Here is a 13,846-nt window from a genome sequence, read left to right on the forward strand (position 1 = left end):
CCCATCGCGCGGTCCCGGAACATTCGGTAGGCTGTCGCGGGGAGTGGGCGGCCTTGTCTCGGGCCTGCCGGGGGAAACACGATGCAATGTTGAGGGAAATCTGAAGCTGTGGGACGTCTGTTTGGCACGTTGGGGAAGCCGGGATTGACGAAACGGCGCAAAAAGCTCATCACCGGTACCGCCATCGCCTCCGTGGCGGCGGTGCTCATCACCGGCGCCATCATCTACCCGGGGTTCAAGACCACCGAGGTGGAGTTGAACGACGGCGGCGTGTGGGTGGTCTCTAAGTCCAAGAATGCGGTGGGCCGGCTGAACTATCCCTCCCGCGTCCTGGACGGTGCCGTCACGCCGGCGAGCTCCACCTTTGACGTGCTCCAGGACGCCGGGACCGTGTTTGTTGACGACAGCTCCGGGTCCACCCTGAACCAGGTGTCGGCAGCCCAGATGCGGCTGGGCGGGGACAAGAAACTTCCCGGCTCGGCGGAGGTGAGCTTCGGCTCGAAGGTCATTTCCCTGACGGATGCGGCCAAGGGCACGGTGTGGGCACTCTCGCCCGCCACGGTCAACGGCTTCGACGAGGAAAATTCCGAGCCGGTCCTGAAAGGCTCGGAGGGGACCGTCTCGGCGGTGGGGTCTGATGACCGGATCTACAGCGCGGATCCGAAAACCGGACAGATCACGGTGACCTCGGTGGACGCCGACGGCACGGCCAAAGAGACGAAAGCCAGCACCTGGGACGGGCTTAAGGGCACCGGGGATCTGCAGCTGGCCGTCGTGGGGGACCAGCCGGTGGTGCTCGACGCCGGCCGGGGGAAGTTGTTCCTGCCCGGCGGCCGGGAACTGGCCCTGGCCGACGCCCGCGAAGCGAAGCTGCAGCTCTCCGGCCCGGCGGCGGACGCCGTCGCGATTGCCACACCCAAAGCGCTGTTGAAACAGCCGCTGGACGGTTCGACGGCGAAGACCGTCACCTTCGGCGGGCAGGGTGTTCCCGCGGCGCCGGTGCAGCTGGGCGGCTGCATCCACGCGGCGTGGTCCGGGGCAAACAAGTATGTCCGCGATTGTGTAAATGACGCGGATGATAAGACCGTCGCGGTTCCCAAGGCGTCCGCGTCGCCGTCGTACGCTTTCCGGGTCAACCGGGACCTAGTGGTCCTCAACGACGTGAACTCCGGCAACGTGTGGCTGGTCAACCAGAACATGCAGCTGGTCAACAACTGGGACGACGTTGTCCCGCCCAAGAACCAGTCCAATGATCAGGACCAGGAGTCGGCGGACAACAACACCATCAACATCCTGCCGGACCGCACCAAACCGAACCGGCCGCCGGAAACCAAGCCCGACGCCGTCGGCGTCCGCCCGGGACGCACCACCATCCTGTCCGTCCTGGACAACGACTCGGACCCCGACGGCGACGTCCTCACGGCCGGCGTCGGCAACGCCGGCCCGAAGGCGGGCAGCCTCGAAAATATCTACGGCGGCACGGCCTTCCAGATCACCGTGCCGGCGGAGGCCAAGCCCGGCACCGAAACCTTTGCCTACAACGCCGCCGACGGCCGCGGCCTCACCGCCGCAGGCAGCATCACGCTCAATGTGGTGGGCCCCGACGAGAATAAGCCGCCGCTGTTCAAACGCGGCGACCCCACCACCATGCTGGTGGAGCAGGGCAAGTCCGTCAGCCAGAACATCCTCACCGACTGGACCGACCCCGACGGCGACGACCTGGTGCTGATGGACGCCAAGGCCGACAATGACCAGGACCAGGTCAAAATCCGCCGCGACGGGCTCCTCACCTACCAGGACTCCGGTGCCGCGCCGGGCAAGAAATCCGTCACCGTGTCCGTCTGGGACGGCCGCGCCACCACCACCGGCAAGGTTGTGGTGAACGTGCAGCCGCCCGGCGCCCTGCAACCGGTGGTCAATGCGGACCACGTGACCGCCGTGGCGGGCCAGGACCTGGTGATCGCTCCGCTGAAGAACGACGTCGATCCCAACGGCGGCGCGCTGCGCCTCGCCCAGGTGGAAGCGGCCGGCACGGCGCAGCTGGGCCCGGTGACCGACGGCGGCACGTTCACTTTCCGCAGCGACACCCCCGGCCCCGTCTACCTGACGTACATCGCCAGCAACGGCCCGCAAAGCAGCCAGGGCCTGATCCGGGTGGACGTCGAATCCGGCAAGGACACCGGCAACCCGGTCGCCGTACACGATGTGGCCCTCCTGCCGGTGGGCGGCAGTGTCCTGCTGGACCCGCTGGCCAACGACTCCGATCCCTCCGGGGGTGTGCTGGTCCTGCAGTCCGTGCAGCTCCAGGAAAACTCCACCGCCTCGGTCAGCGTGATCGATCACAGCGTCCTGCGGATCACCGATGTGGTGGGCACCAAGGACCCGTTCACCTTCCGCTACACCATGTCCAACGGCACCAAGTCGGCCACCGGCAGCGTCTCGGTGGTCCCTGTCCCGGCCCCCGCCGTCGTCGAGGCCCCGCAGCCCAAACCGGACGAGGTGAATGTGCGGGTCAACGACGTGGTCACCATCCCGGTGCTGGCCAACGATACCCATCCGCAGGGCGAGAAACTGACCGTTGACCCGGTGCTCCCGCAGGGCGTTCCGGCGGCCGACGGCAAGAGCTTCGTCTCCGAAGACTCGCTCCGCTTCATCGCCGGCCCGGTCCCCAAGACGGTCCGCGCCATCTACAACGCGGTGGACCCGCAGGGGCAGAAGAGCGCGGCGGCCGTCACCATCCACATCCTGCCGCTGGAAGGCGCCGAGAACTCCCGGCCGCAGCCAAAAAACCTCACGGCGCGGGTGGTGGCCGCCGGTTCCGTGCGGATCCCGGTGGAACTGGACGGGATCGACCCTGACGGCGACTCGGTCCAGCTGACCGGCATCGACAGCACGCCCGCGCTGGGCACCGCCACCGTGGGCAGCAATTTCATCGACTTCACCGCCGCCGGCGACGGCGCAGGCACGGACACCTTCCGCTACAAGGTGGTGGACCGGCAGGGCGCCGTCAACACCGGCACCGTGACCGTGGGCATCGCCCCGCGCGGGGACACAAACCAAAAGCCCACCCCGGTGGACGACGAGGTCAAGGTTCGGCCGGGCCGCCAGATCGCCGTCGATGCGACCGGCAACGACACCGATCCAGACGGCGACCCCATCCGGATCCTCGGCGACGGCATCGAGGCTGCCGCCGGACTCCAGGCCGCCGTCAGCAAACAAAGCGGCCGCATCATCCTGCAGGCGCCGGGCGAGGAAGGCACCGTTAACGTCCGCTACACCGTGGCCGATGACCGGGGCGCCACGGCCCAGGCCGCCATCGCCGTCAAAGTGCAGCAGGACGTGCCGCTGCTGGCCCCGATCGCCCGGGACGACCGGGTGACGTCGGCGCAGACCCTCGGCAGGACCGCCGTCGACGTGCCCGTGCTCAAGAACGACGAGGACCCCGACGGCGTGGGCGAAAACCTCAAGATCGCCACCGAAGCCAAGACCGCCCGGCCCGGTACCGAGGGCACCATGATCGTGGAGCTGACTGAACAGCCGCAGCTCATCCCTTACACCGCGGAAGACGTGGACGGGCAGAAGTCCACCGCGATCATCTGGGTCCCGGGACTGGGGCAGCAGGTGCCCACCCTGGCCAAGGACGAGGTCATCGAGGTGGTGGCCGGAAAGTCCGTCACCGTGGACCTCAAGGAATGGGTCAAGGTCCGCGACGGACGCTCGCCCCGCCTGACCCAGACGGACCGGATCAAACTGATCGGCGCCGACGGATCGGACCCGGTGGCCAACAACGGCTCCGCGCTGAAGTACACCGCGGGCAAGGACTACGTGGGCCCGGGCTCGCTCAGCTTCGAAGTCACGGACGGCTCAGGCCCGGACGATCCCGCCGGCCTCAAGGCGACCCTGAGCATCCGCACCAAGGTGTTGCCGGACCCCAACCGGAACAACCCGCCCGTGTTGCTGGGCAGCCAGGTGGAGGTACCCAAGTGGGACTCCACCACCACCGACCTGGCCCGGCTCACCACGGACCCGGACGACGGCGATCTGGACCGGATGAAGTACGAGCTGGTGGGCAATGTCCCCGCAGGGTTCGACGCGGGCCTTGACGGAAAGACGCTGAAGGCCTCGGCGAAGGACGGCACCGCCGCCGGAACCACCGGCGCCGTCCAGGTCAAGGCCAAAGACCCGCGGGGGCTGGAGGCGACTGCCACCTACCAGCTGGCCGTGACGGCCTCCAACCGGCCCAAGCCGGTGGCCAACGACGACCTGGAACCCAACGCCGCCGCCGGCAAGCCCGTCACCGTCCGGGTGCTGGTGAACGACGCCAACCCGTTCCCGGATTCAGCGCTGAAGATCATCTCCGCCGTCACCGAGACGGGCCAGGGGAGCGCAGCGGTCAACGGCGACGCCGTGACGGTAACCCCCGCTGCGGGCTTCTCCGGAACCCTGATTGTTGCGTACACGGTTTCCGACAAGACCGCGGAATCCTCCCGTTACGCGACGGCCCGGGTCCGGCTGACGGTCAAGGACAAGCCCCTTGCTCCGGCCACACCCCAGGCGCAGAGCGTGGGGGACCGGACCGCCCTGCTGAACTGGAGTGCCCCGGCGGACCGCGGCTCCCCGATCACCAGGTACACGGTCTACGGCGAAGGCGGCTACCGCCAGGACTGCCCGGCCAACTCGTGCACCCTCAACGGGCTGAGCAACAACGCCAAGTACCACTTCCAGGTCACCGCCAGCAACGAGTTCGGCGAATCGGAGCGCTCCCCGGCCTCGGCCGAGGTGCGCCCGGATGTCAAGCCGGACACCCCGGCTGCGGCGGCATTGAAGTTCGGCGACCAGCAGCTCACGGTCACGTGGGTGGCCCCGGCGTCCAAGGGCTCGCCCGTGAAGAGCTATGACCTGGAGATCTCGCCGGCTCCGGCCGGGCAGAACGCCCAGGTCCAGAACCTCACCGCGGTGAGCTACGCCTGGAAGGGCCTCAGGAACGGCGTGGCCTACAAGGTCCGCGTCCTGGCCCGGAACGACGCGAAGGATCCGTCCGAATGGAGCGCCTACTCGGCCGCGGAAATTCCGGCCGGGGTGCCGGTGACCCCGGCGGCGCCCAGCGCCAGCGGGGCAGGTTCCGTGGGCGCGCAGAGCCAGCTCAAGGTTTCCTGGCCGGCGCCGAACAACAACGGCGACGCCATCTCGGCGTACACCCTGACCACGTTGCGCGGCGGGGCCGCCGTGGGGAGCCAGCAGGTTTCCGGCACCTCGCAAAACGTCACGGTGGACAACTCCGAGGCGGACTACACGTTCACCGTCTCGGCCACCAACAAGGCCGGCACGTCCGGCGTGAGTCCGCAGTCCGCGCGGATCCGGGCAGCAGGCAAGCCCGGCACCGTCACGAGCGGGACCGTAACGGCGCCGGGAAGCAACGGTCAGCTGACCGTGACGTTTACGCCGCTCACCCCGGCCCAGCGCAACGGCTCCCAGGATACGGAGATCAGCTACCGCTGGTCCACGGCCCATGGCTCGGGCCCGATCAACGCCGGCGGCGGCACCATCACCGGCCAGCCGAACGGCCAGAACGTCACCGTCAACATCATTGCCACCTCCACGAAGAACAACGTGGCCGGCGACGGGAAGGCGATCGGGTCGGCCGTGCCCTATGGCCCGCCGGAAGCGCCCAGGGTCACCGGCGGTACCTCCGGCGTAGGGGACGGCCAGGTGCACTGGACCTGGACGGAGCCGAATGCCAACGGGCGGCCAATTAACCGGTACGAAGTGAATTACGACAACACCGGCTGGACGAGCGTCGGCCTGGACCGCCGCTACGACCGCAACGCTGGCGGCTGGAGCCAGGACCACAGCTTGAAGGTCCGCGCCTGCAACGGTACGGACGGGATCAAGGATTGCAGCGGTAACGATACCGCCACGGCCCGTTCCGGGGCAGATCCCACACCGCCGCTGTCCCAGATCCAGGTGGAAGCCTCCACCGTCCGGACGTGCCCCGGCCAGCCGGGCGTCAGGGATTCCTACAGCGACGGCCCGCCCAAGGATTGCGGCGCCGGCTGGGTGGAACGGACCGAGGGCAGGCTCAACATCAACTGCACCAAGGACATCTACAACAACGGCACCCCCTGGTACCGCGTGACTCAGGGCAGCCACCCGGGCTGGTTCGTCAAGTCCACCACAGTGGATCTTTACGGAACGCGGCCCGGCGGCTGCTGATGTCAGCCCTCCCCACAACACCGGACATCGCGGCCCCCCGGCGGCGGCGCACTAAGAACCTTCACCAGAAACAGAACAGGACCACCCCATGACCATGACCACCGAACAGGCCGAATGGTTTTCCGGCACCTTCGAGAAACTCGTCGACAACGTGGGCCAGGCCGTGCTCGGCAAGGCCCATGTCATCCGGTTGACCTTCATGGCGATGCTGGCCGAGGGTCATGTCCTCTTCGAGGACGCACCGGGCACCGGCAAGACCTCGCTGGCGCGCGCCCTCGCCGCGACTGTGCAGGGCTCCAACAACCGCATCCAGTTCACCCCGGACCTGCTGCCCTCGGACGTCACGGGCGTGACTATCTATGACCAGAAGACGCAGAAGTTCGAGTTCCACAAGGGCCCCATCTTCAACAACATCGTCCTAGCCGACGAAATCAACCGTGCCTCGCCCAAGACCCAGTCGGCGCTGCTGGAGGTCATGGAGGAATCCCGCGTCACGGTGGACGGCACCACCTACGAGGCGGGCCGGCCTTTTATGGTGATGGCCACCCAGAACCCGATCGAGCAGGCCGGCACCTACCGGCTGCCCGAGGCCCAGCTGGACCGCTTCCTGATCAAAACCTCCATCGGCTATCCGGACCACGCCTCCACCGTGCAGCTGCTCGGCGGCGCCAACCTCAAGGACCGGTCCAAGGACATTACCGCCGTCATCACCACCCAGGCGATCGCGGACATGGCGGACCTCGCCGCCACCGTGCACGTGGATACCGCCGTGCTGGAATACATCTCCCGGCTTTGCGAAGAGACCCGCAGCGCCCCGGAAACCCGCCTCGGCGTCTCGGTCCGCGGCGCCCTCGCCATGGTCCGCGCCGCCAAGGTCTGGGCCGCCAGCCAGGGCCGCAACTTCGTCCTGCCGGACGACATCAAGGACATCGCCGCCGTTCTCTGGACGCACCGCCTGGTGATAGACCCGGAAGCGGAGTTCGCCGGCGCCACCGCCGACGCCGTGCTGACCCGCGTCATGGCCGACGTCGCCGCGCCGCAGCAGCGCGCTTCCGTGTAGCCGGATCCCCACCGGCCACCGGCTCCGTCGGCACCGCGGCACCCACGATTCCCAGCACGAACGAAGGCACCCAATGTCCACCAGCACTCCGTTGACCCGGCTGGCTGACCGCCTGAAACGTCCCTTCCACCGGGACGGCAGGCCCACCCGGCTGCATCCCGCCTCCCTCTGGTCCGAGGCCGGCAGCACCGCCGGCCTCGCCCTGGCGCCCGCCTGGGGCGCGGTCCGTGGTCTCTGGCTGCGGTACGCGTGGCCGGTGCTGGCGGTGGTCAGTGTCCTGGGCTGGTCCGTGCTGGCCGCGTCGATCCTGCTCTGGACGGTGGGCCAGGCTTTCGGCTGGCAGGAAGCCAAGGCCGCCGCGATCGCCGCCTTTGTGCTGTTCGTCCTCGCCGTCGGCTTCATCCTGGGCCGCTCCTCCTACGGCGTGGTCCTGGACCTGGCCCGCACCCGCGTAGCAGTGGGGGACAGCGCCGTCGGAAGCATCGCCGTCGCCAACACCTCCGAGCGCCCGCTGCTTCCCGCTGACCTTGAGCTTCCCGTCGGGGGGAGCACCGCCGTGTTCCACCTGCCCCGGATGAAACCGCAGCAGGTCCACGAGGACCTGTTTACCATCCCCACCGCACGCCGCGCCGTGATCGTGGTGGGCCCCGTCCGCTCCGTCCGCGCGGATCCGCTGCACCTGCTCCGCCGCCAGGTCCTGTGGACCGAACCGGAGGACCTTTTTGTGCACCCCAGGACCGTGGCGCTGGCCGGTTCGGCCGCCGGGTTCATCCGCGACCTCGAGGGTATGCCCACCACCGAGCTCTCCAGCGCGGACGTGTCCTTCCACGCACTGCGCGACTACGTTCCGGGCGATGACCGGCGGCACATCCACTGGAAGACCACGGCCCGGACCAACAAGCTGATGGTCCGCCAGTTTGAGGAAACCCGCCGCGCCCACCTCGCCATCTCGCTGTCCATCAACACGGACGAATACGCCTCGGAACAGGAATTCGAGCTGGCTATCTGCGCCGCCGCCTCGATCGGACGGCAGGCCATCCGGGAACAACGCGACCTCGACGTGCTGACCCAGAAAGGCCCGCTGCGCTGCGAAACCGGCCGCAACCTACTCGATGACATGACCCGGATCGTCGGGGCGCCGATGCGTAAGACCGCCGTCGACCTTGCCCGGACGCTCGCGGACACCGTCCCCAACGCCTCCGTGGTGTTCCTTGTGGTGGGCAGCAACATCACCCCCGGCCAGCTGCGCTCCGCCTCGGCCTCGGTGCCGGTCGGAGTGCGCAGCCTGGCCGTCCGGCTCGAGCTCGGCGCCGCGCCGGCCCGGGCCAACATCGGCGACCTGACCGTACTGACCCTCGGCGACCTGTCGGACCTGGCGATCGTGCTGCGGAAGGCGGCCGCATGAGCACGGCACCCCGGACCTCCCGGCGTGCCGCCAGAGGTGCCGCCGCCGGCAATCTCCAACCGACGCCTTCCGGCTTCGCGGACGGCCAGCCGCTCTGGCATAGCGCGCTCGACGCCGGCGCCCTCACCCTGCTGCTGGGCCTCGGCGTGCTCGGATTCAGCCTCAGCTTCGGCGGCGACCCCTACTATCTGATCGCGGGCTTCGGCGGCATCCTGCTGGGCCTGGCCGTCGCCGCGGCCAACGTGCACTTCCGCCTGGGCCTGCTCATCACCAGCGCCCTGGCCCTCGGCGCCTACCTCGTCCTCGGCACAGCCCTGGCCGTCCCGGACGCGTCGATCGCGGGCGTGCTGCCCACGCTCGACTCGCTGCGCACCCTCCTGCTGGGCGTGGTGCTCGCGTGGAAGGACATGCTCACCGTGGGTGTGCCGGTGGGGACCGCCGGCGGCACCCTGATTGTGCCGTTCCTGAGCTCGCTCATCACCGCCCTCGCCGCCGGACTGCTGATCTGGCGGCTCAAGAACCCGTACTGGCCGCTGCTGCCGGTGCTGGTCCTGTTCGTCACCGGCATCGCCTTCAGCACCAACGCAGGCTTCCTGACGGTGGAACGGGGCATCTCGCTCACCGTCGTCGCGATCGCCTGGGCCACGTTCCGCCGTGACGTGCTCCGCCGCAGCGACACCCGCAAGGTCTCCGTCAACCGGCTGGAGGCGGACCAGGCCACGGCCCGCGCGGCGAAGCTCCGCCGGCTGGGGACAGCCGCAGCGGTGATCGCGGCCGCCGTCGGGATCACCGCCGTCGCCTCCCCGCTGGTCACCGCCGGGGATGACCGCCGGGTGCTGCGCAACACGATTGTCCCGCCGTTCGATCCCAAGGACTACGTCACCCCGCTGGCGAGCTTCCGCACGTTCGTCAAGGACCAGAAGGATGACAGCCTGTTCGTAGTGAAGGGCCTGCCCAAGGACGCCCGGGTGCGCCTCGCAGCCCTTGATTCCTTCAACGGGACCAACTACAACATGGACCCGAACGGCTCCGGCAGCTTCAGCAAGGTGGGAGACGCGAAGTCCATCAACACGCCCGCGGACTCCACCGGGATTGTGCAGAGCACCAACTACGCCCTCGACATTACGATCGAGGACTACCAGGGCTACTTCCTTCCCGGCGGCAGCAGGACCACCGGAATCAGTTTCGCCCGCGACGGATCGGGCGCCGCCGCGGGGCTGTACTTCAACGCCGGAACGGACACCGCCGTGACCACCAAGGGACTCGCCAAAGGCGATTCCTACCGGGTCCAGGTGGCCGACCCCGCCAGGCTGGGCCACGGACAGCTCACCCAGTACGACTTCGCCAGGCTGTCCCTCCCGGACCCGGCCGAGGTCCCGCCCGTGATCGGTGCCCAGGCCAATGACCTTGCCGCCGACGCGCCCACCGCGATCGACCGGGTGCGCCAGGTTGAGGCGCATTTCCAGAAAAAGGGCGCCTTCAGCAACGGCCTGATAGCCGACGGCCAGCTGCCCAGCGTCTCCGGCCACGGCGCCAACCGCATCCGCAGCCTGCTCACGGCCAAGCAGATGCTCGGCGACGACGAACAGTACGCCGTCGCGATGTCGCTGATGCTGCGCCACCTGGGCATCCCGTCGCGTGTGGTGATGGGCTTCTACCCGGATCCGAAGAGCCCGGAAAACGGCGCCGGCGAGGTAAAGATGACCGGCAAGGACGTCCACGCCTGGGTGGAAGTGGCGTTCGAACGCGTGGGCTGGGTGTCTTTCGACCCCACACCGCCCAAGGACAACGTGCCCATCCCGCCGGATCCGGAGAACAAGTCCAAGCCCAAGCCGCAGGTGCTGCAGCCGCCGCCCCCGCCGCAGGAACCCGCGGACCTCCCGCCGGATTCCGCGCCGGATGCGCTGGACGCCGACGAGAAGAAGAACAACCCCTGGCTGTTCTGGGGTCCTCTCCTCGCGGCGATCGGCTTCGCGCTGATCCCCGTGGCGATCCTGGCGCTGCCGCTGCTGCTGATCGCGCTGCTCAAATCACGGCGCCGGAAGGCCCGCTTCAGCGACGGCCACCCGGCCCAGCGGGTGGGCGGCGGCTGGAACGAGGTTCTCAGCCTGGCCACCGACCTCGGCGCCGGGATGGACCAGCGCGCCACCCGGCGCGAGTCCGCCGCCGTCCTCGCGGATGCGTTCCCGGCGACGCAAGGCACCACCACTCTGCTGGCCCGCCGTGCCGACGCCGCGATCTTCGGCGCCGGCCAGCCGAGCGAGGACGAGGTGACGCAGTACTGGGAGATCGTGGACGGCTCGCTCAAGGAGATGACCGGGACGCTTGGTTTCTGGGGCCGGCAGCGGGCCCGGTTCTCGCCGCGCTCCCTGCTGGCCGATGGCCGGGCCGCGCTCAAACGGCGCGGACTCCGGCCCGTGCTGCCCGGCCGGAGACGATCCGCGGCGCCGTCGGGCGAGCCCGCTGGTACCGTGCCCGCCGGTACGGGGACTGCCGGTAGAGTGTCCGCCGGTAGAGTGGAGACCGATCCGGTGCCGGCGGCCCGCATCAATGCCGCCGCCGCCGCTGCTGCAGCCGCCGCCAGCCAGACCGCCAGGAAGAACCGCAACGAGCCATGACCGACGACGCCGAGCGCTGCCCGCGCTGTCAGCAGCCGCTCCGGCCGGGAGCCGCCTTCTGCACCTCCTGCGGTGCGCCCCTGAGCAACCGCTCCGCGCGGAGTTCCCGGAACGCGCGGGACCTTCCCCAGCCGCAGGGTGCAGACACGACTGCTGAAGGGGCCGCGGGCGGCGGGAACCCCGGCGTCGGGCGCTCCGGCCCGATCCCCGGTAGTATCCCCGTAACGCAGGGCCCGGTCACGGGCCATGGACAAGGGGGAGGTCCTTTGATGCCAAGCAGGCTTGAGCTGGTTCCCGCCGACACCGGAAAACGGTTCGGTGCCGCGGTGCTGGACTGGCTGCCGGCCCTGGTGGTGCTCACGGTGCTGTTTGCGAGCGGATTCGCCGGCATCACCCGCAGCCAAAGCGGCGGCATGATCGTGTACGACACGTCCGCCGTCGTGCTTCTGGGCGGCATCGGCGTGGGGCTGACCCTCGTGTACATCGGCGTCCTCGCGATGCTCGAAGCCCGTTCCGGCGTGACCCCCGGCAACCGCCTGATGGGGATCCGCAGCACCGATGCCGACGGCGACGCCCCCGGCGGGGGAGCCGTCTTCCTGCGCGGCCTCATCACCGGCGCCGGCATCCTGCTGGCCGTCGTCGCGGCCGCCATTCTGGTTGTTTTCCAGTGGTTCGGCGTCGCCTTGGTGGTGCTGGGACCGCTGCTGGTCCTTGGCTCGGCGTGGGCCGTCCTTGTGGTGCTGTCCAGCGCGTGGGACCGCAACGGCAAACTCCGCGGCTGGCACGACACCGCCGCCAAGACCCTCGTCTTTAACGTGGTGGCCGGCCGCAATCCGATCACCACCGGCGGCATCCAGGGCCCGTACAGCTTCGCGCCCCTTGACCTCCCGGCGGTCCAGCAGGTCGCCTCGCCGCTCGCGGGCGCCGGGCTCCGGAACGGCGGCGCCCGTGGGAACGGCGGCGGTCTTGGGAGCGGCGCCGGGCCAAACAACAGTGCTGCGCCGGGCGCTGCCGTGCACAACCCCAACCAGTGGCAGCCGCCCGCGGCACCGCAGCCGATCACCGCGCAGCCGATCACCGTGCAGCCGATCACCGCGCAGCCGGTTGCGGCGCAGCCCGCGCCCGTCGCCTTCCAGCCTGCCTCCTTCGCTCCTCCCACGCAGCCGGCTGCGCTTCCGCCGGCAGCCCACCCCGATGATGACCACGACCGCACCCAGGTCCGCGGCGACACCCATGCCCCGGTCACCGTGGCCATGCTCCGGATCCGGCTCGACGACGGCCGCGACGTTGAGCTGGACCGCACGGTGCTGGTCGGCCGGAACCCCGCCGGACACCCCGGCGAGGCTTTGGTGCAGCTCATCCCGGTCGCGGATCCCGGCCGGTCCATTTCCAAGACCCACCTCCATCTCGTCGCCGGAAACGGGGGAGTATGGGTCACTGACCGGAACTCCACCAACGGCAGCGCCGTGACCACCCCGGACGGGATCCGTACCGCCCTGGCGGCGGGGGAGCCCACCCACGTCCGCCCAGGTTCCACCGTCCACTTCGGTGACCGCTCCTTCTACCTAGGACAGGCATGAATTCCCATCCGGCCGCCGTTCCCCCCTCCGCTGAGTCAGAAGCGCCCGCCGTGGGGACACCCGCCGCCGGCGCACCCCTGGGCCTGCGGCTTAACTGCGGCTACGGCACCGACCGCGGCCTGCGCCGTGAGATGAACGAGGATTCCTACATCGCCTCCGATCCCGTGTTCGCCGTCGCCGACGGCATGGGCGGGCACGAGGCCGGCGAGATCGCGAGCGGCATCTGCGTCCGGACGCTCGCCCGGATCCCCCAGCTGGCGAGCGGGAAGCGGGACGCCACCGCCGGCGTCGTGCAGGATTACCTGCTGATGGCTGACGAGAGCATCCGCGAGGCCACCGGTTCCCGCGCCGGCACGACGCTGTCCGGCGTCGTGGTGGTGGAACAGCTGGGGGTCCCGTACTGGCTGGTCCTGAACATCGGCGACTCGCGCACGTACCGGCTCAGCCACGGCAGGCTCAGCCAGGTCAGTGTGGACCACTCCGAGGTGCAGGAACTGGTGGACGCCGGGCAGATTACCCAGGCCCAGGCCGCGGTGCACCCGCGCCGCCACGTGGTCACCCGGGCCCTGGGCGCCGGCGGAGGGGCCGAGGCCGACTACTGGCTCCTGCCCGTCGATGAAGGAGACCGGATTCTGGTCTGCTCCGACGGGCTCAACGGTGAGCTGAGCGACCACCACATCACCCGGATCCTGCGCTCCCAGGCCGACCCCCAGGCCGCTGTGGACGAACTCATCCAGGCGGCCCTGCGCAGCGGCGGCCGGGACAACGTCACCTGCATCGTGCTGGACGCATCCAACGTCACGAACGACGACGACGGCGCCGCCCTGACAGCGCCGCGCACTGCGGCGGCGGACGAAGACACTCTGCCGCGGACCGATGTGCTGGAAATCGTCCCCGACGGGGAAGCGGCGGCCGGGATCGACGCGGTTGACGGGATCGACGCGGTGTCCGTGAACTGGCCACTACCGGA

Annotated in this window: 5 protein-coding genes and 1 pseudogene; all 6 read left to right on the forward strand. The window is 69.4% G+C overall.

Annotated features, from left to right (window positions below):
* Window positions 1-144 precede the first annotated feature (144 nt).
* On the forward strand, window positions 145-6,213 hold the full coding sequence (locus tag RCH07_RS07170) for an Ig-like domain-containing protein (RefSeq protein WP_442784784.1): 6,069 nt from the start codon (window positions 145-147) through the stop codon (window positions 6,211-6,213).
* A gap of 88 nt (window positions 6,214-6,301) precedes the next feature.
* Window positions 6,302-7,273: an AAA family ATPase gene (locus RCH07_RS07175; RefSeq protein ID WP_326966774.1), complete on the forward strand. Its 972-nt coding sequence runs from the start codon at window positions 6,302-6,304 to the stop codon at window positions 7,271-7,273.
* Window positions 7,274-7,346: 73 nt separating this feature from the next.
* Complete coding sequence (locus RCH07_RS07180; protein WP_326966775.1) at window positions 7,347-8,678, forward strand: DUF58 domain-containing protein; 1,332 nt, start codon at window positions 7,347-7,349, stop codon at window positions 8,676-8,678.
* Complete coding sequence (locus tag RCH07_RS07185) at window positions 8,675-11,296, forward strand: transglutaminase family protein (protein ID WP_326966776.1); 2,622 nt, start codon at window positions 8,675-8,677, stop codon at window positions 11,294-11,296. Before RCH07_RS07180 ends, RCH07_RS07185 begins: the two co-directional genes overlap by 4 nt.
* Window positions 11,293-12,876 carry an RDD family protein gene (locus tag RCH07_RS07190; RefSeq protein WP_326966777.1) on the forward strand — a complete coding sequence of 528 codons (1,584 nt, stop codon included), beginning with the start codon at window positions 11,293-11,295 and terminating at the stop codon, window positions 12,874-12,876. The genes RCH07_RS07185 and RCH07_RS07190 overlap by 4 nt, the downstream gene beginning before the upstream one ends.
* A pseudogene (locus tag RCH07_RS07195) lies at window positions 12,873-13,752 on the forward strand (PP2C family protein-serine/threonine phosphatase); the annotation flags it as partial. The gene RCH07_RS07190 and the pseudogene RCH07_RS07195, both read left to right, overlap by 4 nt.
* Between the last annotated feature and the right edge of the window lie 94 nt (window positions 13,753-13,846).

It is taken from the genome of Arthrobacter sp. CG_A4, assembly GCF_035985125.1.
Classification (GTDB): Bacteria; Actinomycetota; Actinomycetes; order Actinomycetales; family Micrococcaceae; genus Arthrobacter.